The 23,875-nt window shown below is 32.2% G+C and carries 21 protein-coding genes; 16 read left to right on the top strand and 5 right to left on the bottom strand.

The annotated features are described in order from the left end of the window. Positions 1 to 79: 79 nt before the first annotated feature. Positions 80 to 529, bottom strand: a complete 450-nt coding sequence (locus B0A57_RS01000) for a hypothetical protein (RefSeq protein WP_011962689.1) — start codon at positions 527 to 529, stop codon at positions 80 to 82. A 311-nt stretch (positions 530 to 840) separates the two neighbouring features. Between B0A57_RS01000 and B0A57_RS00995 the strand changes: the two genes are divergently transcribed. The 3 genes from B0A57_RS00995 to B0A57_RS00985 all read left to right on the top strand — a co-directional run bounded on the left by B0A57_RS00995 (position 841) and on the right by B0A57_RS00985 (position 4,774). Then, positions 841 to 1,830, top strand: a complete 990-nt coding sequence (locus B0A57_RS00995; RefSeq protein ID WP_011962688.1) for an aspartate-semialdehyde dehydrogenase — start codon at positions 841 to 843, stop codon at positions 1,828 to 1,830. Between the two features lie 102 nt (positions 1,831 to 1,932). Then, the gene (locus B0A57_RS00990; protein WP_034097786.1) at positions 1,933 to 2,283 is read left to right on the top strand and encodes a hypothetical protein; all 351 of its coding nucleotides are present in this window, start codon (positions 1,933 to 1,935) and stop codon (positions 2,281 to 2,283) included. Positions 2,284 to 2,566: 283 nt separating this feature from the next. Beyond that, entirely contained in the window at positions 2,567 to 4,774 is a 2,208-nt protein-coding gene (locus tag B0A57_RS00985) for a TonB-dependent receptor (protein ID WP_038466306.1), read from the top strand. 84 nt (positions 4,775 to 4,858) lie between these two features. Here the strand turns inward: B0A57_RS00985 and B0A57_RS00980 are convergent, their stop codons facing one another. Then, positions 4,859 to 6,622 (bottom strand): TonB-dependent receptor, encoded by a 1,764-nt coding sequence (locus B0A57_RS00980; protein ID WP_034097781.1) that lies wholly within the window; start codon positions 6,620 to 6,622, stop codon positions 4,859 to 4,861. A 61-nt stretch (positions 6,623 to 6,683) separates the two neighbouring features. Then, on the bottom strand, positions 6,684 to 9,695 hold the full coding sequence (locus tag B0A57_RS00975; RefSeq protein ID WP_038466302.1) for a tetratricopeptide repeat protein: 3,012 nt from the start codon (positions 9,693 to 9,695) through the stop codon (positions 6,684 to 6,686). 312 nt (positions 9,696 to 10,007) lie between these two features. Between B0A57_RS00975 and B0A57_RS00970 the strand changes: the two genes are divergently transcribed. Beyond that, positions 10,008 to 10,691: a cell division ATP-binding protein FtsE gene (locus B0A57_RS00970; protein ID WP_011962683.1), complete on the top strand. Its 684-nt coding sequence runs from the start codon at positions 10,008 to 10,010 to the stop codon at positions 10,689 to 10,691. Positions 10,692 to 10,787: 96 nt separating this feature from the next. Here B0A57_RS00970 and B0A57_RS00965 read toward each other — a convergent pair whose 3' ends face one another. Together B0A57_RS00965 and B0A57_RS00960 are read right to left on the bottom strand one after the other, a co-directional pair. Further along, positions 10,788 to 12,317, bottom strand: coding sequence for an FAD-dependent oxidoreductase (locus B0A57_RS00965; protein WP_074460292.1), 1,530 nt, complete (start codon positions 12,315 to 12,317; stop codon positions 10,788 to 10,790). Further along, the gene (locus B0A57_RS00960; protein WP_011962681.1) at positions 12,290 to 12,601 is read right to left on the bottom strand and encodes a rhodanese-like domain-containing protein; all 312 of its coding nucleotides are present in this window, start codon (positions 12,599 to 12,601) and stop codon (positions 12,290 to 12,292) included. Before B0A57_RS00960 ends, B0A57_RS00965 begins: the two co-directional genes overlap by 28 nt. 334 nt (positions 12,602 to 12,935) lie before the next feature. Here B0A57_RS00960 and B0A57_RS00955 point away from each other — a divergent pair, with 334 nt between their 5' ends. The 12 genes from B0A57_RS00955 to B0A57_RS00900 all read left to right on the top strand — a co-directional run bounded on the left by B0A57_RS00955 (position 12,936) and on the right by B0A57_RS00900 (position 23,870). Further along, on the top strand, positions 12,936 to 13,388 hold the full coding sequence (locus B0A57_RS00955) for a MarR family winged helix-turn-helix transcriptional regulator (RefSeq protein WP_011962680.1): 453 nt from the start codon (positions 12,936 to 12,938) through the stop codon (positions 13,386 to 13,388). A 2-nt stretch (positions 13,389 to 13,390) separates the two neighbouring features. Then, a complete protein-coding gene (locus B0A57_RS00950; RefSeq protein WP_038466299.1) occupies positions 13,391 to 14,023 on the top strand; it encodes an NAD(P)H-dependent oxidoreductase in 633 nt (210 codons plus the stop codon). 16 nt (positions 14,024 to 14,039) lie between these two features. Continuing rightward, positions 14,040 to 14,606 (top strand): YceI family protein, encoded by a 567-nt coding sequence (locus B0A57_RS00945; protein ID WP_038466296.1) that lies wholly within the window; start codon positions 14,040 to 14,042, stop codon positions 14,604 to 14,606. Between the two features lie 275 nt (positions 14,607 to 14,881). Further along, positions 14,882 to 16,282 (top strand): anthranilate synthase component I family protein, encoded by a 1,401-nt coding sequence (locus B0A57_RS00940; protein WP_011962677.1) that lies wholly within the window; start codon positions 14,882 to 14,884, stop codon positions 16,280 to 16,282. A 96-nt stretch (positions 16,283 to 16,378) separates the two neighbouring features. Then, on the top strand, positions 16,379 to 16,954 hold the full coding sequence (locus B0A57_RS00935; protein ID WP_034097775.1) for an anthranilate synthase component II: 576 nt from the start codon (positions 16,379 to 16,381) through the stop codon (positions 16,952 to 16,954). Between the two features lie 69 nt (positions 16,955 to 17,023). Then, positions 17,024 to 18,016, top strand: coding sequence for an anthranilate phosphoribosyltransferase (gene trpD, locus B0A57_RS00930; protein WP_038466292.1), 993 nt, complete (start codon positions 17,024 to 17,026; stop codon positions 18,014 to 18,016). A gap of 40 nt (positions 18,017 to 18,056) precedes the next feature. Further along, positions 18,057 to 18,839 (top strand): indole-3-glycerol phosphate synthase TrpC, encoded by a 783-nt coding sequence (gene trpC, locus B0A57_RS00925; RefSeq protein WP_038466289.1) that lies wholly within the window; start codon positions 18,057 to 18,059, stop codon positions 18,837 to 18,839. Between the two features lie 92 nt (positions 18,840 to 18,931). Further along, a complete protein-coding gene (locus B0A57_RS00920; protein ID WP_034097773.1) occupies positions 18,932 to 19,546 on the top strand; it encodes a phosphoribosylanthranilate isomerase in 615 nt (204 codons plus the stop codon). Positions 19,547 to 19,558: 12 nt separating this feature from the next. After that, complete coding sequence (trpB, locus tag B0A57_RS00915; protein WP_011962672.1) at positions 19,559 to 20,740, top strand: tryptophan synthase subunit beta; 1,182 nt, start codon at positions 19,559 to 19,561, stop codon at positions 20,738 to 20,740. 196 nt (positions 20,741 to 20,936) lie between these two features. Further along, entirely contained in the window at positions 20,937 to 21,698 is a 762-nt protein-coding gene (trpA, locus tag B0A57_RS00910) for a tryptophan synthase subunit alpha (protein WP_011962671.1), read from the top strand. Positions 21,699 to 21,943: 245 nt separating this feature from the next. Further along, positions 21,944 to 22,567 (top strand): TetR/AcrR family transcriptional regulator, encoded by a 624-nt coding sequence (locus tag B0A57_RS00905; RefSeq protein ID WP_034097767.1) that lies wholly within the window; start codon positions 21,944 to 21,946, stop codon positions 22,565 to 22,567. Continuing rightward, positions 22,557 to 23,870: a TolC family protein gene (locus tag B0A57_RS00900; RefSeq protein WP_034097765.1), complete on the top strand. Its 1,314-nt coding sequence runs from the start codon at positions 22,557 to 22,559 to the stop codon at positions 23,868 to 23,870. Before B0A57_RS00905 ends, B0A57_RS00900 begins: the two co-directional genes overlap by 11 nt. The last annotated feature ends 5 nt before the right edge of the window (positions 23,871 to 23,875 follow it).

Below are 23,875 nucleotides of genomic sequence, written 5' to 3'. Positions count from 1 at the left end.
AGCAAAAGCGTTTAGATTTACATTTGAAGTTTTAAATTGTAATTTTTAGCCCACGGATTGAACGAACACTCACCCATTTTTAGAAAATCTCTTGAATTATATATTTGATTAAATTTACTTCAAATTCATAACCAACACCTTTTCCCATTAACTGAATTGCCAATGGTGATTGTGGCGAAATAGCAAATATATTTTTATTTTGGATAGTAATTTTAGGCAATGCCACACTAATATAAACCGTGAGGTTATTGGTTATAACTAAACTACCAACTGCTACTTTGTGATGTATTTGCGAAGCATCAATCTTATCTAAAATAGCTTTTTGCGCTATTGACTCTTTGAGTTTGTGCGTTAGTTTTTCCTGCTCGATGTGCATCATAGACAACGCTGTTTCGTGCTTGTCGCCTGCCGAGCCTTTGGCATCATTTTTAGAATCTTCTGTTAATGATGAAATCATGTCTTGAAAAACATCGATTTTATCTTGAACCAATTGAAGGTATTGTTGGTGTATTTCTTGTTTGACAACCATTTAAACATTATTTGTCGAGTTTCACATCGTTATTGATGTGAGCTGATTTAATTTTAATTCAAATTTAGGATATTATTTTTAAAAAGGCTAAAATACAATTAGAAATACTGAAAGTAGTTTTTAGAAATTGCCTTATTAGAATTAGGTCATCTGTTTTTAAAATATTTAAAATTTAATCGAAAAATAATAACCCCTAAACATATTATAACCAAATTGTTTGTTAAATTAAAATGGTTTTTCTTTTTTATTGGTTTTCTTAAAATCAAATCAATATTTATTACTTTTGTATTTCGAAAATAAAAATAAAAATTATGAAAATTGCAGTTGTTGGCGCAACCGGAATGGTTGGCGAAGTAATGCTTCAAGTATTAGCCGAAAGAAATTTTCCTGTAACCGAGTTAATCCCTGTTGCTTCAGAGCGATCTGTAGGAAAAGAAATAGAATTTAAGGGTACAAAATATAAAGTAGTAGGTATGCAAACGGCAGTAGATATGAAAGCAGATATTGCTTTGTTTTCTGCTGGTGGAGAAACTTCTCTGGAATGGGCTCCAAAATTTGCTGCTGCTGGTACAACTGTAATCGATAATTCATCGGCTTGGAGAATGGATCCTACTAAGAAACTGGTTGTTCCTGAGATAAATGCTTCTATATTAACAAAAGAGGACAAAATTATTCCAAATGCCAACTGCTCGACTATTCAATTAGTGATGGTTTTAGCGCCGTTGCATAAAAAATATAAGATTAAGCGTGTTATTGTTTCTACTTATCAATCTATCACAGGAACTGGGGTAAAAGCAGTGCAGCAATTAGAAAACGAATATGCAGGAATTTCTGGCGAAATGGCGTATAAATATCCTATTCACAAAAATGCTATTCCGCAATGTGATAGTTTTGAAGAAAACGGTTATACTAAAGAAGAAATGAAACTGGTTCGTGAAACTCAAAAAATATTAGATGATAAAACTATTGCCGTTACTGCTACTGCTGTTCGTGTGCCTATTGTTGGAGGGCATAGCGAAGCGGTAAATGTAGAGTTTGCTAATGATTTTGATGTAAATGAAGTTCGCCAGCTTTTGCATAATACCCCTGGTGTTGTGGTACAAGATAATAATGATACTTATACCTATCCGATGCCTATGTATGCCCAAGGAAAAGATGCTGTTTTTGTAGGACGAATTCGTCGTGACGAAAGCCAACCCAACTCAATAAACATGTGGATTGTAGCTGATAATTTGCGCAAAGGTGCTGCTACAAATACAGTACAAATTGCTGAATATTTAATTACTAATAATTTGGTTTAAACATATATAATATATATTTCAAAATGCGTTTAAATTTAGCAAATGATAAATTTTGTTAAATTTAAACGCATTTTCTTTTTTGCTTTATTACATTTGCATGGTATGAACAAGAAATTTGTTGTTATAAACTCATTATTAGCGATGGTAGTATTGTTTTCGATACTATTTCAATCGGTGCATAGTTATGAGCATTTGGCGAAGCAAATTTCTCAAAAACATTGCCATCATAAACCAACTTCTGGTTCTCAAATTACCCACCAACACCATAATTTTGACCACTGTTTTATTTGTAATTTTACTTTAGGTGGTTTTGTTTGTTCGGGTGTTTCTTGTTTTCAATTTATAAAAAAAATAATCTTTACAAGATATTCTTTTTTATATTCTAGAGAAATAACTAATTTTTTTAAAGGAAGCCTTTTTGCGCTTCGAGCTCCTCCTAGTTTTATGTTTTAATTTATTTGTTGCTGAAATTGTTTTTTTTTAGCAATACAATCTACTTATTTTAAACAATAAAATGGTTTAATCTTATAATTTACTGCTTTTATTATTGAGATTTTCTTTTGGATTTTCTCTGCGTGAGGGATTGAAGTGGAGCTCTTTTTTTGTTTGGCGTTTTTTAGCCAAATAAAAAAAAGCGGGAACGAAAAGCCCGACCCGTAGTTTTTACGTAGGGTCACGCCCAAATAATATAGATTGTAAATTATAGTATTGAACGCTATAAAAATTACCCTATACTATGAAATCATTTTTAGTTGCCCTATTGTTAGGGTTTGCCATTTTTTGTAATGCACAAAATAAAATTACAGGTGCTATTACTAATTCCGAAAATAAAATTTTAGAAACTGTCTTGGTTTCTATTCCTGAGTTAAATAAAGAAACAATCTCTGATAGTAACGGGAATTTCTTGTTTTTAGATTTGCCAAAAGGAAAATTTAAAATATCTTTTTCTCTTGTGGGTTATGATGAAAAATTGGTTTCTGTTTTTATAAATAAAGCAGAGATTAATTTAAATATTAGGCTAGAATCTTCCTCGAATCATTTAGAAGAAGTGAAAATAGCGGCTACTATTTTTAACAAAATTCAATCGCAAAATGTGATGAAAATTGAACACAAAAGTATTAGAGAATTACAACAAAAAGGAGCCGCAACGCTCATGGAGGGATTGGCTTCTATTGCTGGAGTTTCGCAGGTATCTACAGGAACATCTATAGGAAAACCTGTTATTCGTGGGTTAAGCGGGAATCGTGTTTTGGTGTACACACAAGGTGTACGGTTAGAAAATCAGCAATTTGGAGAAGAGCATGGTTTGGGTCTTAACGAGAGTGGTATAGAGAGTGTAGAGGTTATAAAAGGCCCTGCTTCGTTGTTGTATGGCTCTGATGCGTTGGGAGGGGTATTGTATTTTAATCCTGAGAAATTTGCTAAACCGAACTCTTATTTGGCAGATTTTAGTCAAAAATATTTTTCCAATACAAATGGAAGTAACACTTCATTTGGTTTGAAATCATCTTCTGAAAATTGGAAATTTTTAATTCGTGGAGCTTATAATAACCATGGCGATTATAAAATGCCAAGTGATAGCTTGGTTACCAACACTCGTTTTGAAGAAGCTGATGTAAAAACTGCTCTTGGTTTTAGCAATTCTAAGTTTTCTAGTGTTTTGCGATATAATTTGAATCATTTAAATTTAGGAATTCCAGAGCAAATAGGTTTGCAAACTACAAAGAGAGATCCTGATTATCCTAGGCAAGGTGTGGTGAACCATATTTTGAGTTTGCATAATAATTTTTATTTCAGAAACTCGAAATTTGATGCCGATTTTGGATATATTTCTAACAGTCGTAAGGAATTTGCAGATAGTACGATTCCTGTTTTAGATATGATTTTGAACACTTTAAACTATGATTTAAAATATTATTTGCCAAATATTGGAAAATTAGAAGCTATTATTGGTGTGCAAGGAATGAGTCAAAGTAATAAAAATTTGGGGTCAGAATTATTAATTCCTGATGCCAAGACTAATGACATTGGTGCTTTGTTAACCACAAATTACGAATGGAAATCGAATGTTATACAGGCCGGATTTCGCTATGATACTAGAAAAATTAATACCGAAAGCCACGGAATTATAGGCGATGAAGGTTATTTTGAAGCGATTAGCAAAAAATATACGAGTTTTAATGCTTCTGTGGGTTATAAAACAAAACTAACAGATAATTTGTCTTTTAGATTGAATGTTGCCTCAGGTTTTAGATCTCCAAATTTGGCCGAACTAACCTCAAACGGTGTTCATGAAGGTAGTAATAGATACGAGATTGGAAATTCTAATTTAAAAAATGAACAAAATATTCAAACTGATTTAAATTTAGAATATGGAAATTCTCATTTTGAATTTTTTGCCAACGGGTTTTACAATAATATTAGCAACTATATTTTTATTGCGCCAAACGGAAGTATAATGGCAGATAATGATGTGTACGATTATGTGCAAGCCAATGCAAAATTATATGGAGGAGAATTTGGTATTCATTTTCATCCGCATCCGCTAGATTGGTTGCATATTACCAGTAGTTTCGAAACCGTAACTGGTCTGAAAGAGAACGGAGAATATTTACCTCTTATTCCTGCAAACAAATGGAATAATAACATTCGCACAGAATTTAACCTCAATAATTGGATTAAAAAAGGATTTGCAACCTTAAATATTGAAAGTGTTTTTAAACAAAATAACAATAGCACTTTTGAAACAAAAAGTAAGGATTATACGCTGGTAAATGTAGGTTTAGGTGGAAATATAAACATCAATAAACTAAAATTTGATATTTCTATCAATGCTAATAATATGCTGAACAAAAGCTATATTTCGCATCTTTCTAGACTAAAAACAGATCGTATTTCGAATATTGGAAGAAATATTGTTTTGGGAGTTAGTTTCTTCTTATAATTTACTTTTTTTATTAAACCCTATAAATTCATATTAAATTTGCTTTTTTATAGCCAAACTAAACGAATTTATAGGGTTAAAAATCTAAAAGTCGAATTTATAACTTGCCCCAATTATTACTTGTGCGCCTTGCACAGCGTAATTTAACCAGCGATTATAATTTTGGTTGGCAAGATTATTTCCTTTTAAGAAAGCAGTTAATCGTTCGTTATATTTATAACCTACATGCGCATTGAGATCGAAAAACGCAGCTAAAGTTCTTACTGAATCTGAAAAAGCAAACGATTTATAATTAGTAAACGCATCTTTTCTTTCGCCTACATAAAACAACTGTGTTCCTGCATACCATTTTTTAGCTACATTAAAATTAGTGGTAAAAGAGGCTTTTATGGCTGGCAAATTCCAGGGTTGGGCTTCAAAATTTGTTTTATAATCATTTAGTTCAACATTTAAACCCAAAGAAATATTTTTATTAACATCGGTTTTTAATTCTCCAAAAAATGAAAGGTTTTTTATATTATCATAAGCCACATCGAACGAATTTCCGTAACTGTAATTTTGTGATGGTGCCAATAAATACGGATTGGCCTTAAACAAAGTTTGGTTTTTTGAAGAAATATAAGATACTTTTACATTATAAGATAAAGTACTGGCTAATTTTCCTCTTAAACCAGCATAAATATCATATTGTTTGTCGGTTGGCTCGATAAATAAGGTTGGCGACAAAAATTTATTTTGACTCACAAAATTAGCGTATGAATTTTGATTTAACCCGCCTTCTGCACCCGCAAAAGCGATCATTAAATCGCTAACCACTTTATAAGATAATTTTACTTTTGGATAAATAAACAAGCTACTTTTAGATTCGTTATTAATTCCTAAATAAACATTTTTTGGTCTTGAAAGAAAAGTAACTTCTGCACCTAATTCGATCGACAAATCATCTTTTAATAATTGATAACTTGGGTTAACACTAAATATTAAATTAGATTTTTTAATATTTGTATTTACACCAACTACTGGATATTGTAGCAAATAAGAAGTATCGAAACTAGTAGTCAAATAATCGAGATTAAATTTTGCTTTTATAGCTGTATTTCCAAAATCGAAATTAAAAATAGGTTTAATGATAAATCGATTTTCTTTAGACCCATAATTATCGGAAAAAGCCATAAAATTTAGGTTTGCTTTTTCGAAAAAACCACTTGAAATAGCCAATTCTGAACCCAACGAAATTGTATTGTATTGATGACTTGGATTAATTGTATCTAACCTAATATTATAAAAATTTGGGTTTTGCAAAGGCAATCCGTACCAATTATAGCCTTCGTGTTTGTATCCTAAATCTAATTTAAAATTGGTTTGCTGACGATTATAACCATACATGACATTGATAGATGATTCCGAAAATTTATCGTTTAAAGCTACATTTTTGATACCACCTTGTGAGGATTGATGCTGTATTTTTCCGGCTACATATTGGTAATTATCTAACTGGTGAGAAACAAACAATTCTGTATTTACAGTTCCGTAATTTCCAAAACCGAGTACCGCATAGTTAGAAAACAACTTTTCTTGCTTGGCTTTTTCTACACCTGCGGCTTTGCCTTTAGATGGTGTAAATGTTGATGCCACAGGAAAAGAGAAAATCTGGTATTTAACTTCTTCTTTCTTGCTTGTTTCATTATCGTTTAATGATGGAATTTCTTTTACTTTGAAAGCATCGGAAATGGTTGGCGTATATGGTTTTACTACGTTTACAACTTCGGTACCAATATTTTCGTCTTTCTTTTGTGCGAAAGAAAGCTGGAATGTTATAAGTAGGATTATGATGATTTTATTTTTCATATATGTTTTGTTTGCTATTTCACAAAGTCACACGAAGATGACACAAAGATTTACAAAATATTTATTTAGTAATCGACGAATTTGTTTTGGCTTCTTCGAACTTAATTAAATCAAGTTCTTTTTTGGCTTCTAGTACTACATCTGCATAATCTGTAAAGTTTTTAATTACACTTTCTAAAATATAAGTTGCTTGAAAACTGTCTTTTAATCCGTAAAAATTCTTTGCCATAACTACTAATCCTTTGGCACCAAAATATTTATAACCCGAATAATCTTTGGCTAGTTTTTGAACTACTTTGTTAGATTCTTCAAATTGTGATGCTGCATTTTTGAAATACGCCTCATAAAATAGTGCTTCGGCAGCTAGTTCTCCTTTGGCTATTTTTTGCAATTTTGCGTAAGCGACTTTTGCTTTTGCTTCATTACCCACTTTTATAGCCGAACGAGCTACAATGATTTGTGCATCACTCTTAATTTTATCTTCTGTTTTGGGGTTTTCTAATACTTTTTCGGCATAAATTACTGAGTTGGCATAATCCTTTTCGGTATAATAACTTTTCATCAAATTGGCTTGTGCATAGGTTTTATTTTGAGGAAAATCGGCTTCACTTTCTAATCGAAGTAAAACAGGTATTGCTTTAGTATAGTTTGTATTTCTTAAGAAAATCTGGCATAATCGTGACAAAGATTGCTCTGTATATTCGCTTCTAGCTTTTGAAATGGTGTACTCATAATAAGGGATTGAATTAGCAGATTCTTCTTTGAAATAACTTTCTGCCAAATAAAAATTAGCTTTTAGAATACGTATTCCGTTAGGAAAAGTCTTAATATAACTGCTTAAGTTTGTAATGGCTTGTTTGTTATTCCCTTGCAAATATTGCTTTTCGGCAGCTTCCCAAGAATCGTTATCTAAATCTGAGTCGGAAATATTTACAAAATCGAGCGATTTTACCCAAGTGGTATACTCATCTACTTTTCCGTTATCTACATAAATTAATCGTGCTGTTTTTACGGCTTCGAGTGCTTCTTCCGATTTTGGAAAATTAGCCACTACTTTTTTAAATTTGGTTAAAGCTTGTTCGTCTTTATCAGCATTATAATATATTAAACCTTGGCGAAGTAGCGCTTTAGAGACGTAACTTCCGTTACTATTCTCGGCAATTAATTGATCATAAGTTTTTATAGATGATGCTGTTTCATTTTCGGTAGTATAGGTATTGGCTAGTTCGAACAATGCATCGTCACGATATTGTGAGTTTGGATAGGTTTTTAGAAACTGATTAAAACCCGCTATTTTCTTATCATTTTTACCCATAAATCCGTAACAAATTGCTTTTTGAAAAGTAGCATAATCTGCATCGAAAGTTTTTAAAATGATGGCTTTATCGTATGCTTCTAATGCAGCTGCATATCTTGTGGTTACAAATTTGCTGTCGGCCAAACGCAGATAAGCATCGGTTAAACGGGTTTTGTCGTCTTTAGAAACTTCGATATATTTCTGAAAAAAATTACCTGCTTGTTCGTATTCTTTCAACTTAAAATGGCTGTATGCCATGTTGTAATTTACGTTTGCAAATTCGACTGTTTCTTTGGCTTCAGGATAACCTAAAAACTGCTTAAAACTTAATAAGGCATTGGTAAAATCATTTAAAATATATTCGGTTTCTGCTTTCCAGAACGTACCACGAGCGGAAAATTTAGGGTCTTTTTGTTCGGCGATCGATTTTTTAAAAATAGCTAAAGCCTCTTTATAACTTCCATCGGTAAATAATTCTAACCCACGATAAAAAGCTACTTTTTGGTATGCTGTTTTGTTTTCAAACGATTTATTTTTTTCTAATAAATTTAACGCTTCTTTATAATTTTTTGAGGTAATATAGGAATTAATTAATAAATTTTCGATTTCTGGTTTGTTAGGATTTGACGGGTATTTTGTCATAAAACCATTTAAAACATCAGGAACACTTTGGTAGGAATTTCCTATATCATAACTCAATCGAGCATAATTTAAAGCCGCATCTTCTTGTATTTTTATATCAAAAGTCATTTCCGAAGCATTTTTGAAAGCATTTAAAGCTTGTGGTTTTTTATCGGTTTTCAAATAACTTTCACCTAAATGATAATAGGCATTTTGAGCTACAAAATCTTTACCATCTATAATTTTATTAAACTGATTAATCGCATTTTCGAAATCATTTTGTTTGTAAAAAGCGTATCCTAACTGATAATAATCGGTATTATTCCATTTTCCTTTTTTTCCTTTGTATTCTTTTAGAAACGGAATAGCTTGGTTGTATTCTTTTAAATTAAAATAACTTTCGCCAATAATTTTATTCAACTCAGATTTTTCGAAATCATTAGAATTATTCATTGCTGCTTGTCCTAACTGAATCGCTTTGTCGAATTTTCCTAATTTAAAATTCATATCCGCTTGAAAATACGACAACTTTTCCTTGTATTTTTCTTCGCCCGAAACCTGATCGAAATATTTTGTTGCTTCCTTATAATCGTCGCCTTCATAAGCTAAAAAGCCTAAATAATATTTGGCTTGCGAGCCATATTCTTGCGAATTGACTACTTTATTAAAATACTGAGTGGCTTCTTTCTTTTTGCTAGAATTAAAAAAACTATATCCTTTATAGAAATTATATTTATCTAATTCATCTTCCGTCAAACTACTTTCATCAACTTTATCGAACCATTCTAAGGCTTGTGGGTATTTCCCTTGCTCGAAATAATAGGTAGCGACTTCAGTATAAGCTAAATTTTGTTTGGTACTTGTTGGATAATTTTTTACAAAATTTTGCATCTTTTCATCGGCATTATTCTGATTTAACCTGATGGCGCAATTGGCACTATAATAAGTACAATCGGCTTCTAATTCGGGATTTAAATTTTCTTGTTTTACCTTATCAAAAAGTATTTGAGCCAATTGGTATTGTTTGTCATTAAATAAAGACAAAGCTTTATTATACGCTGCTAAATCATTAGTATAAATGGCTGACTGCTGTGCAAACATTGAAGTAAATACGAAGGATAAAAATACGAAAAGTGATAATAAATATTTTTGCATTGATGAGATATTAAAAATTAAAAAATAACCACATAGAAACGTAGAAAAAAATTAGACAGACCAATTCTTAGCTCACAAAGCTATGTTTTTATTATGATGGAGTAATAAGGTCTTGATGAAATTTATAAAAACCATGTGTTTATTGGTTAAAAATAACGTTAAATTACAGTCAAAAAATTTCAAATATAGTATTTTATTAGACTTCAAACGAGGAAAATTGGGGTTTAGTATTCAAAATTGAATAACAACTTAAATTTTATTTTGAATAAGAAACATAACTTACTACTTTTACGAAATAAAACTATACAAAAGATGTCAAAAACCATTTTATCACTTCAAGACGTAAACATATACCAATCTGGAAATAAGATTATTTCTGATATAAATTTGAGTGTAAATCCAGGCGAATTTATATATATAATAGGTAAAACAGGTTCAGGAAAAAGTAGTTTTATGAAGACACTTTATGGCGATTTGCCTCTTACTGATGGCCAAGGAACTATTGTAGATTATGATTTGAACGGATTAATAGATCACGACATTCCTTATTTGCGTCGAAAAATTGGTATGGTTTTTCAGGATTTTAAATTATTACCAGACAGAACTGTGGCTAACAATTTACTTTTTGTACTTAAAGCAACAGGTTGGACAGATGTGCAAGAAATGGATCATAAAATTGAAGAAGTTCTTCAAAAAGTAGGCATGTTTAGTATGGCAAACAAAATGCCACACCAACTTTCTGGAGGAGAACAACAATGTGTTGCTATTGCTCGTGCTTTGCTAAACGATCCTGAACTTATACTTGCCGATGAACCTACTGGAAATCTTGACCCACAAACCAGCGGCGAAATTCTAGAATTACTAAAAAAGATAAACGCTCAAGGTAAAACTATCATCATGGCAACGCATGATTATGCTCTATTGATGAAATATCCTTCTAAAACATTAAAATGTGAAGACGGAACTATTTTTGAAGTCGTTCAGAGAGCGGTTTAATTTTTACAATAAGTGATCTGTTTTTGAACCCAGAAAAACCTCAAAAATTATTTTCTGTTTCAAATTAAAAAAGTTAGTTATAATTGATGAGATTTGTTAAGTCATTTTTTTCTTTAAATGACTACCTCTTGGCTCATTCCCTTCTTGGAGTACAATCTCGGAATGTAGGAATTTTGCTGCGTTGGCAGAATCTTTTACTTTAGAAGCACTACGTTGTAACATTTCTAATTCAAACTCAGTTAATACGCTTTTTCTAATTCCTAATTTCTGCCATTGAGATAATGGTTTGCAACCCATTGAGACTCCTCTTGCTAGTGCTAGCGCATCGAGTAGCGCCTGATTTGCCCCTTGCCCTTTAAACGGGCTCATGGGGTGCGCAGCATCGCCAATAAGAGTCGCTTTTCCCCATTTCTTCATAAATTTTGGCTCGAGTAATTCTCTGTCATACACAGGATATCCTGAAATGTGAGCTTCTAAAGTCGCTAATAAAATTTGGGGAATAGGATCATGCCACTGTGTCCTACGACATGCTTCCTCCTTGAGTGCTTGAGCTCCTTGAGCACTCAAAACTTTAGCTTCTGCTTCTAACATTGGGAAACTAAGTTGCCACATCACTGATTTTGAAGAATATGGCATCATATAAATTCGCTCATTCCCATTAGCTGTTTGAAATACGGTGGCCGAATCTAGTAACGAACTATCTATCTCCTTAAGAGCTTCTAAAGAACAAATACCCAATATCACAATACAACCAAGATAACGCAAAGGTAAAACATCCTCATCTATTAGTAGTTTTCGCACCGAGCTACGAATACCATCAGCACCAACTAGAAGGTCTGCTTTTGTACTCATTAACTGTCCATTGACTTGAAAAGTTAAATTAATACTTTGATTAATATCGGACTCCTTAAAACCTACCAACTGATGTCCCCATTGCACAACATCATGCTTGCCTAGTTGCTCAAGTAATGCTAATCGCAAAGATTGCCTTGCAATATGCATGTTAGTTCGTTTTGATGGTTTTTTCGTTTCTGAACGCATCCATTTTCTCATTCCCCATTCTCCAATAACTTTTCCCTCTGTGGTATGCACTACGTGTTTTGTTGAAACGACGGCTTCCTTTAACGAAAAAATACCCAATCCTTCTATTGCTTTACTAGCTTGTTGCAATGTGAGTCCGTATCCCTGAGATCGAACATCGAAACTAGTATCTCGTTCATAAAGAGTAAAAGGAATACTGCGATGCAAACAAGCAATAGCTAGAGCAACACCAGCAATTCCGGCGCCAATAATAGCAATATGAGGGTAATTTTCTGTATTTGCCGTTGGAGGGTTTAGAGAGGATACTAACCCAGATCCGTTGCAGTTCAAACACGAAAATAAGTGTCCTTTAGGAGAAACAGGAGGGCTTTGTTCATTTTTTATTTTTTCAAATTGATTAAATGCTAACTGGTAACTTAATTGTGCTTTTTTAGTAATTCTCTTCCTTTTTTTACCTCTCCCCTGACATTCTGTACAAATACTCCAGTTAGTTGCTAAATTTTCTTCCTTTTTCACTTTTTCTTTAATCTTTTGGTTTTTAGTAGCTCGAAAAAAACCTAAATCGCAACAACAGGACCGTTCCATTCTATCATACCACCTAAAAGGTTATATGTAGTTTTAAAACCCAACTCATTCATAATATTGCAAGCCTGACCACTTCTTCCGCCTGCTTTACAATACACATAATAGTTTTTCGATTTGTCTAGTTCTTCTATTTTATAAATAAAACCTTGCCCTTTATATATATCTATAGTTATGGCATTGGGAATAATTCCTTCATTACATTCGTCTTCGGTACGAACATCTAGGATTACTGCATTTTCGTCTTCTTGTGCTTTTGCCCACCATGCTTCTTGTGATAAATTCATTTTTAATTTTTTAATTTGTTAGGTGTACTTGTTTTAATTTTCAACCACATAGATTTATTAATTTTGTCAAGACTTTTCACTTTACCGTAGCAAAATATAGCTTTGTGAATCAAGAATTAGTCTATCCTTCTCTTTTTTTCTGTGCTTCGATATGCTTTTTTTTTATAAATTTATTTTTTTATTGATCGTCGCTAATGGGTTAATTTTTATCAAAAATAATAAAATCTAACACAAAAATTGTTAAAAAATAATTTAACAAAAATTTAATATACATTTGTATATACAAATAAAAAACATTAATACATTTGTATATACAAATTTAGTGATAAAAACTATGAAAATAGAAGACGAAATAAAGAGTACAATTCCCATAAATATTGCTAAGAAAGTATTGCTAAACATTTCGTTTACAAAAAATGTATTGCATGATAATTTTCAGGAATTAATAAAACCATACGATTTATCTGGAGAACAATATAATGTACTCAGAATATTAAGAGGACAAAAAGGTAAGCCTGTAAATATGTGTGATATTCAGGAAAGAATGATTGCAAAAAACAGCAATACAACAAGATTAATTAACAAATTACTCTTAAAAAAAATGGTTACTCGTAGCGAATGTCCTGAAAACAGAAGAAAAATAGAAATTCTAATTACTCAGAAAGGATTAGAAATTCTAGAAAAACTTGACCCCGCAGTAATAGAACACGAAAACCATTTTGCAAACAAATTAACAGTAGAAGAATTAGAAAAGTTAAATAACCTATTAGAAAAATACAGAAATTAATTATGAGCACATTTATCGAAAATCAGAACTGGCGTTATGCTACAAAAAAATTTGATACTACAAAAAAAGTATCGGCAACAGATTTAGAAACACTCAAAGAAGCAATTAGACTAAGCACCTCTTCTTTCGGATTACAACTTTACAAAGTAATCATTGTTGAAAACCCAGAGGTAAGAGCAAAATTACAACCAGCATCTTGGGGACAAACCCAAATTGTAGATGCCTCACATCTAATTATTTTTGCAAATCAAACCAATATTGGAGATGCAGAAATAGATTCGTATCTAGAAAATGTTTCTCAAACAAGAAATCTACCTATCGATTCGTTATCTGGTTATGGCGATTTTATGAAAGGTGCCGTAAAGCCACTAACAGAAGAAGCAAAAAACATCTGGACAGCAAAACAAACTTATCTAGCTTTAGGAAACCTGATTAATGTTGCAGCCGAACTAAAAATAGATGTAACACCAATGGAAGGTTTCGATGCAAAACAATACAACGAAATTTTAGGTTTTGATAAGCTAAATCTAAATACCGCAGTTATTGCACCCGTAGGATATCGACATGAAGAAGATGAGACACAACACTACAAAAAAGTAAGAAAATCGACCGAAAATTTATTTATAACCATTTAATTATAAAACACATAAAATGAAAAATTTAAAATCAATTGCAGTAGCAGCAATCCTAGCATTAAGTACACTAACGGCATCTGCTCAAACAACAAAAAAAGTAGATGTTTCTAAAAGCAAAGTGCTCTGGATCGCTAAAAAAGTAGGCGGACAACACAATGGTGATATTGCACTAAAAGACGGCAATCTAATATTTAAAGATTCGAAAATTGTAGGCGGAAATTTTATTGTTGACATGAAAACAATAAACTCAACCGATTTAGAAGGCGAATGGAAAAACAAATTAGATGTACACCTAAAAAATGAAGATTTCTTTAATGTAGAAACCAATCCAACTGCAACATTAGTATTCAAATCTATTGGCGAAAAATCAAAAAACACCTACACCGTTGTTGGCGATTTAACTATTAAAGGAAAAACCGCACCAGTAACTTTCGATTTAGTAAGTAACAAAGGGGTTGCAAAGGCAAAACTAATCATCGATCGAACTATATATGACATTAAATACGGATCTAAAAACTTTGGTGCATTGGCTGACAAAGCAATTGACGATCTATTCGAATTAAATGTGAATTTAAAATTCTAATACCCTCACAAACCCAATACAAACCTCGTAGAGCAATCTTCGAGGTTTTTTTTCATAAAAAAATAAAAAAAAATTTGCAAGTAAAAAATTAATTGCTACATTTGAACTTTAATTAAGAACATGAACACATTTTTAAACAATACTTGGTGGTGGAATAATTTACGTCAAACGTCGTGAACTAATCCTCTATATTGTATTTTTAAAACTCAAAATATAAAAAAGGCTTGTCAATCACGACAAGCCTTTTTTTTGTGCAAAAAACCAAAACAATCTATATGAAAACTTATAATCTAAAAACAAAATTTAAACAAATTCTTGCAGACACCATCACACCTGTAAGCATTTACCTAAAAATTCGAGACAAATTTCCTAACAGTTTATTGTTAGAAAGTAGCGATTATCATGCAAATGACAATAGTTTTTCCTATATCTGTTGTAATCCAATTGCTTCAATAAAAATAGAAAACGAAACTATTTTCAAATCATTTCCTGATGGATCTTCAGAGAAAATTGAAATTAATAACCAAACCAATATTCCAAACGAGATTGAAAGATTTACAGCTCAATTTAAATCAGAAAACAATGATTTCAAATTTATTAATAACGGATTGTTTGGCTATATTTCTTATGATGCAGTACGGTATTTCGAAAACGTAGAAATTTCAAAAAAAGAAAATGATTTACAAATTCCAGATATTTATTACGCTGTTTATCAAAACATCATTGCCATTAATCATTTCAAAAACGAAGCCTATATTTTCTGCCATTCCGTAACCGAAGAAAATAATATAAATGAAATCGAGCAATTGTTGCAAACACGCAATTTACCTGCCTACTCTTTTTCTAAAACTGATGCTAAAAAATCGAATTTAACCGATGAAGATTTTAAAACAAATGTGGCTTTAGCCAAAAAACATTGTTACCGTGGCGATGTCTTTCAGTTGGTATTATCACGACGATTTACACAAGGTTTTAAAGGCGATGAATTTAATGTATATCGCACCTTACGAAGCATCAATCCTTCACCCTATTTGTTCTTTTTTGATTATGGAGATTTTAAAATAATGGGATCTTCTCCCGAAGCACAATTGGTTATAAAAAACAGAAAAGCCGAAATTCACCCAATAGCAGGAACTTTCAAACGAACTGGAAACGACGAACAAGATGCCGTTTTAGCCAAAAAATTATCCGAAGACAAAAAAGAAAATGCAGAACATGTTATGTTAGTCGATTTGGCCAGAAATGATTTAAGCAGACAAAGTCATCAGGTGCAAGTAGAAAAATATCGTGAAGTACAGTTTTTTTCTCATGTTATTCATTTGGTTTCTAAAGTTACAGGGCAAATGCACGAAAAATCTACCACCATGCAAGTAGTTGCTAATACTTTTCCTGCAGGAACTTTATCTGGTGCACCCAAACATAAAGCCATGCAGCTAATTGAAAAATATGAAAACACCAACAGAAATTTTTATGGTGGCGCCATAGGTTTTATGGATTTTGAAGGCAACTTTAACCACGCCATTATGATTCGAACTTTTTTAAGCAAAAATCATCAACTGCATTACCAAGCTGGTGCTGGAATTGTAGCAAATTCGGACGAAGAAAGCGAATTACAAGAAGTATATAATAAATTAGGAGCTTTAGATAAAGCACTAGAATTAGCAGAAAAAATATAAATATCAATTACAATAAAAAAATCTGATTTTGAAATTGAACAAAATTTAAAAATAATTAGTTGATATTGATTTTTGATATTAACCTTTAAATAGAACATTATGAAAATACTAGTCATAGACAATTACGATAGTTTCACGTACAATTTAGTACATTATCTCGAAGATTTAAACTGCAAAGTAACCATTTATCGCAATGATGAATTTGATATTGATGAAATAAAAAACTTCGATAAAATATTACTTTCTCCAGGCCCTGGAATTCCAGATGAAGCTGGCTTACTCAAAGAAGTCATCAAAACTTATGCAGCCACAAAAAGCATTTTAGGCGTGTGTTTAGGACAGCAAGCCATTGGAGAAGTCTTTGGCGGAAGCCTTATAAATCTTGAAAAAGTGTATCACGGCGTAGCTACCAATGTGAATATTCTTGTTGATAATGAAAGCCTTTTTGATGGTCTAGAAAAACAAATCGAAGTAGGTCGTTATCATTCTTGGGTTGTAAATACTAGCGATTTTCCTGATGTATTAGAAATCACATCAACCGATGAAAACGGACAAATCATGTCTTTGCGACACAAAACTTATGATGTTCGTGGTGTGCAATTTCACCCAGAAAGCGTGCTTACACCAAACGGAAAAAAAATCTTAGAAAATTGGGTTAATTCAAGGCAATAGCCAAAAGTAAAAAGCCAAAAATTACAACTTATGGCTAGTAACTAATGCCTTTTGGCTAAATTAAAACAAATGAAAAATATACTCAACAGACTCATCAACCACGAAACGCTTTCTAAACAAGAAGCAAAAAACATATTGGTCAACATCTCTAACGGAAGTTACAATCCGAGTCAAATAGCCAGTTTTCTGACTGTTTATATGATGCGAAATATCACTATCAACGAACTCGCAGGGTTTAGAGAAGCGTTGTTAGAATTGTGCATTCCCATCGATTTATCGGCTTACAACACAATTGATTTGTGTGGAACAGGTGGCGACGGAAAAGACACTTTCAATATTTCGACATTGGCTTCTTTTGTAACTGCTGGTGCTGGAATAAAAGTAGCAAAACATGGAAATTACGGCGTTTCATCTATTTCTGGATCAAGCAACGTCATGGAAAATTTAGGTATAAAATTTAGTAATGATCCTATTTTTTTAGAAAAATGCATCGACCAAGCTGGAATTTGTGTTTTACATGCGCCTCTTTTTCATCCAGCCATGAAAAACGTAGCGCCAATAAGAAAAGAGCTAGCCGTAAAAACATTTTTCAATATGTTGGGACCCATGGTTAACCCTAGTTTTCCTAAAAACCAATTGGTTGGTGTTTTCAATCTAGAATTGGCTAGAATGTACAGTTATTTGTATCAAAACACAAAAACCAACTATACCATTTTACACAGTTTAGATGGTTATGATGAAATTTCTTTAACTGGAAACACCAAAACCATTACCAATAAAATGGAAGGAATGCTAAAACCAGAAGATTTTGGAGTGAATCTTTTATCTCAAACGGATATTCAAGGAGGCACAACCATACAAGAATCGGCACAAATGTTTGTAACAATTCTTTCAGGAAAAGGAACCGAAGCACAAAACAATGTCGTTTGTGCTAATGCCGGAATGGCTATTGCAACAGTAAACAATCTAAATCCTATACAAGGATTCGAATTAGCCAAGGAAAGTTTATTATCTGGCAAAGGATTGGAAACTCTGAAAAAATTACAACAATTAAGTCTATAGCAATTTCAATGACAATTTCAAAATTCAATAAAAAACACAAATGAATATTTTAGATAAAATTATAGTCGATAAAAAAAGAGAAGTAATACTTAAAAAGACAATTATTCCTGTTTCACAACTAGAAAACTCAGTGCTTTTTGGAAGCCGAACCGTTTCTTTAAGTAAAATTTTACGAAATAGTAATGCTGGAATTATTGCCGAACATAAAAGACGTTCTCCATCTAAAGCCGAAATAAATTATAATTTTTCGGTAGAAGAAGTGGTAAAAGGATACCAAAACGCTGGAGTTTGCGGAATTTCTGTTCTAACCGACGCAAAATATTTTGGGGGCTCTTTAGATGATTTATTAGTAGCAAGAGCATCTATAAATATTCCGCTTTTGCGAAAAGAATTTATTATCGATGAATACCAAATTTTAGAAGCAAAAGCACATGGTGCCGACTTAATTTTACTCATCGCAGCAGTTTTAACTCGTGAAGAAATTAAAAATTTATCAGAATTTGCACAATCATTAGGTTTAGAAGTTTTATTAGAAGTTCATAATTTAGAAGAATTACAAAAATCGATTATGCCAACTCTAGACATGATTGGCGTAAATAATAGAAACCTAAAAACATTCGAAGTCAGTTTAGATTTCAGTAAACAACTAGCTTCAGAAATTCCTGATGAATTTGTAAAAGTTTCTGAAAGTGGTATTTCTTCTATCGAAGCCATCAACGAGTTAAAGCCTTATGGTTATAAAGGATTTCTTATAGGTGAAAACTTTATGAAAACAGATAATCCTGGAAAAGCTGCCGAAATTTTTATAAAAAATTTAATTTAACCACAAAGCGCACAAAGACAGCACAAAGTCTACAAAACTTTGTGAACCTAGTGAAAAACTTAGTGTTCTTTGTGTTTAAAAACCCAAAAACAATGAAACTAAAAATTTGTGGTATGAAATATCCCGAAAATATTCTCGAAGTAAGTACATTACTTCCAGACTATCTCGGCTTTATTTTCTGGGAGAAATCCAGTCGATATTTTGACCTAGAAATTCCTAAAATTCCTGAATCGATAAAAAAAGTAGGTGTTTTTGTAAATGCAAATTTAGAAGAAATACTTTTAAAAATAAAAAAATATAATTTAAATCTTGTGCAATTACATGGAAATGAAAGTCCTGAATTTTGTAAAGAATTAAAAAAATCAACTATCAAAATCATCAAAGTTTTTTCTGTAAATGACGATTTCAATTTTTCAGCATTAGAACCATTTGAAGCAGTTTGCGACTATTTCTTATTTGACACCAAAGGAAAATTACCCGGCGGAAACGGAATCACTTTCAATTGGCAAATATTAGAAAAATACCATTCCAGAAAACCCTTTTTCCTTAGTGGAGGAATTGGATTAGATGACATTAAAAACATCAAAAAATTAAATTTACCCATTTATGCCATCGATGTAAACAGCAAATTTGAAATCGAAGCAGGACTAAAAAATATTGAACTATTAAAAAGTTTCAAGAATAACTTGCAAACATTAAACCTTTAAACATTAAACACAATGAGTTTTCACGTTAACCAAAAAGGATTTTACGGCAATTTTGGAGGAGCCTATATTCCCGAGATGCTATACCCAAATGTCGAAGAATTAAGACAAAACTATATCAAAATAACAGCAGAACCTGAATTTCAAAAAGAATTTCATGAGCTACTAAAAGATTATGTAGGCCGCCCTACTCCACTTTATTTTGCCGAGAGATTATCAAAAGAATACAATACAAAAATTTATCTAAAAAGAGAAGATTTATGCCATACAGGCGCACACAAAGTAAACAATACCATTGGACAAATTTTACTAGCAAAACGCCTTGGTAAAACCCGTATTATTGCAGAAACTGGCGCAGGACAACACGGAGTAGCCACAGCAACCGTTTGCGCACTCATGGGTTTGCAATGTATTGTTTACATGGGTGAAATAGACATTAAAAGACAAGCACCAAACGTAGCGAGAATGAAAATGCTCGGTGCCGAAGTTCGTCCCGCAACATCAGGTTCGAAAACCCTAAAAGACGCAACAAACGAAGCCATTCGAGATTGGATAAACAACCCAACAAACACCTATTACATTATAGGATCCGTAGTTGGTCCGCATCCTTATCCAGATATGGTAGCACGTTTTCAAAGTGTCATTTCCCAAGAAATAAAGACACAATTATTAGAAAAAGAAGGACAAGAAAATCCAGATTATATCATCGCTTGTGTAGGTGGCGGAAGCAATGCCGCAGGAGCTTTTTATCACTTCCTAGACGAAAAAGAAGTAAACATAATTGCGGTCGAAGCTGCCGGAAAAGGCATAGATTCTGGAGAAAGCGCAGCCACCTCAGCATTAGGCAAAATAGGAATTATTCACGGAAGCAAAACCCTGCTCATGCAAAGTCCAGACGGACAAATCACAGAACCCTACTCTATCTCCGCAGGATTAGATTATCCCGGAGTTGGCCCCATGCACGCTCACTTATTCGAAACAAAAAGAGCCCAATTTATCTCCATCACTGATGATCAAGCCATGAATTGGGGCATAAAAATGTCTCAAACCGAAGGCATTATTCCAGCCATAGAAAGCGCACATGCTTTTGCCGTTTTAGACCATAAAAAATTTAAACCAACAGATATTGTAGTCATCAATCTATCAGGTCGTGGCGACAAAGATTTAAACACTTATATCGATTATTTCAAATTATAATAGGGCGTTACCCTCCCGAAAAGGTCGGGTCGGGCTTTCGGCTATATCTTTTTCTGGAGAAAAACCAGAAAAAGGATACCGCCTCAATCCCTAACGCAAAACAAAAACTCACAAAAACCTGTTAGGTCTAAATAAAAACAAAACTTGGTGTACTTAGTGAATATCTTCGTGCACTTTGTGGTTAAATAACATAAAAATGAACAGAATAAATCAAAAATTACAAGAAGACAAAAAGATACTTTCCATTTACTTTTCGGCAGGATATCCAAACCTAAACGATACGGTTCAAATCATTCAAGATTTAGAAAAATCTGGCGTAGATATGATAGAAATTGGTTTGCCATTTAGCGATCCTTTAGCCGATGGGCCAACTATTCAAGAAAGTTCTACACAAGCTTTAGAAAACGGAATGACCACAAAATTACTTTTCGAACAACTAAAAAACATTCGCCAAACCGTACAAATACCATTAATAATTATGGGATATTTCAACCCCATTTTACAATATGGTGTCGAAAATTTTTGCAAAAAATGCCAAGAAACAGGAATCGACGGACTTATAATTCCAGATCTACCCGTCGATATTTATGCCGAAAACTACAAAGAAACTTTCGAAAAACATGGCCTAACAAACGTGTTTCTAATCACCCCACAAACATCTAATGAGCGAATTAGACATATCGATTCGGTTTCCAACGGATTTATTTATTTGGTTTCTTCGGCTTCGGTAACAGGCAGTTCTAGCGGCTTCGATAACATTCAAACCAATTATTTCAAAAGAATTTCAGAAATGAATCTTAAAAACCCACAAATTATAGGTTTCGGAATTAATAATAAAGAAACTTTCAACCAAGCAACTCAATATCAAAAAGGAGCCATTATTGGAAGTGCTTTTATTAAAAATTTGACCGAAAATGGCGTTTCTAGCATTAGTAAATTTGTTTCAGAAATTTTTTAGAGTAAATCATACATCTGAATTTACAAGCTAAAAATCTAGCCACTTAAATACATCTATTTCAACCGCAAATTCGCAGATTTTTTAGATAATCTGCCAATCTGCGGTATTCTTTTTTAGAAAAAAAATTATAATTTTAAATCATATTCAAGAATTATTAACTGTTAAAAAAATGTTAATTAAAAACTAAACAAACGTTTAATTTAAACAATTGTTTAAATTTGTATCGATTTTAAAAATCAATACCCATGACCGATTTTAATGACAAACAAATTGAAATTATTTTAGTAGCCGAAAAGCTATTTGCCGAAAAGGGATTCGACGGAACATCAATTAGAGATATTGCAAAAACGGCAGGAATAAATATTGCCATGATTTCCTATTATTTTGGTTCTAAAGAAAAGCTACTAGAATCTGTAGTTATTTTTAGAATTTCTAATTTAAAACTTCAATTAGAAAGTATTTATGAAGAGCTACTATCGCCTATAGAAAAAATAGAAAAAATAATTGCGCTATATATTCTTAGGCTTTACAGAAACAGAAATATTTATCAAATTTTAAATTTTGAAACCGCTTCAAACAAAAGAAATATTAATTTTTCTGCTTTTACAGAAGTAAAAAAACAAAATTATTTAAGTTTTCAGAAAATTATTGAAGAAGGACAGGAAAAAGGAATTTTTAAAAAAAACATAAACATTCCGCTAATAATGCCTATCGTAATTGGATCATTAACCCATTTTAACAACAGCCGACTATTTTTTGAAGACATTTTAGGTTTAAAAAATGAAAATGAATTTGATAATTATATAGAAAATGAATTTACAAAACACATACAACAAACCATTAAAGCACTTTTAGTTTATGAAAATTAAAGCAAAATTATTAATTGTCATTTCTTTTTTAGGGGTAACTTTTGGATATGCGCAAGAAAAAAGAGTCCTCTCTCTTAAAGAAGCCATTTCGCTAGTAACTAACAATAGTAATGAGGCTGCATTAGCCAATATAAAGGTGAGTACTGCCAAATTGGAAATGGAAACCCTAAAAAATAACCAGTACCCGAGTCTGAAAATTTCTGGGCAATTTTTGCAACTAACAGATGCTAATATCGATCCTAAAATTAAGCTAGGAGCAAGTGGTACGGCTGTCAAAGTAAATCAATTATTTTTAGGTCAAGCCAATGTTTCGATGCCTCTTTTTAACGGATTTAAGCTAAAAAACAGCATTTGGGCTTCAGAAAATTTATACAAAGCCGAAACAGCAAACGCTGCAAATACAAAAGAAAAACTAAGCCTTTATGTGGTCGAGTTATTTGCAAAACTATACCAATCGCAACAAACAACAACACTAATCGAAGACAATCTAAAAAGCGCACAACAACGCACCAAGGATTTTTCGGCAATGGTACACAACGGATTGATGGCTAGAAATGATTTATTGAAAGCACAATTACAAGAATCAAACATTCAACTTTCCTTAGATACGGCTAAAAAAAATGTAAATATAATTAATTATCAATTAGTTACAATTTTACAATTACCAGAAAACACTCAAATTGACATAGATATTGAAACCATTAAAAATGATATAGTTAGAAATAAAAATATTGCAATCCAAGCCAAAAGAAATGATCTAGAAGCCTTAACTTACCAACAAAAAGCATCGGAAGCTGGCATAAAAATAGCAAAAAGCGGTTATTATCCAGCATTAGCATTAGTAGGTGGTTATATTGCTTTCGATCTAAAAGATGTAATGACTGTAACAAACGCAATGAATGTTGGGGTTGGATTAAGTTATGATTTGGCTTCCGTTTTCAAAAACGGAAAAGAAGTAAAATTAGCCCAAAGCAAATCAGAACAAACCAAAACTGCCGTTACCATTTTAACCAATAAAATAAAAGAAGAAACACATGAAGCACAAGAAAACTACAACCTTTCTTTAAACCAAAATGCAGTTTACAAACAAGCAGTAGAACAAGCAACTGAAAACTACCGAATTGTAAAAGACAAATACGACAATAGTTTATCTACCACCAATGATTTGTTGGAAGCCGATGTGCAACAACTACAAACCAAAATAAATCTAGCATTATCGCAAGCAGATATTGCCCTAAAATATTACCAACTGCAATTTGCAGAAGGAAAACTAATCAATTCATTCAACACATCTAAAAACTAAATATT

The sequence above is a fragment of the Flavobacterium psychrophilum DSM 3660 = ATCC 49418 genome (assembly GCF_002217405.1).
GTDB classification, from domain to species: domain Bacteria; phylum Bacteroidota; class Bacteroidia; order Flavobacteriales; family Flavobacteriaceae; genus Flavobacterium; species Flavobacterium psychrophilum.
The sequence above is the reverse complement of the archived record's forward strand: the minus strand, read 5'-3'. Positions and strand labels throughout refer to the sequence as shown.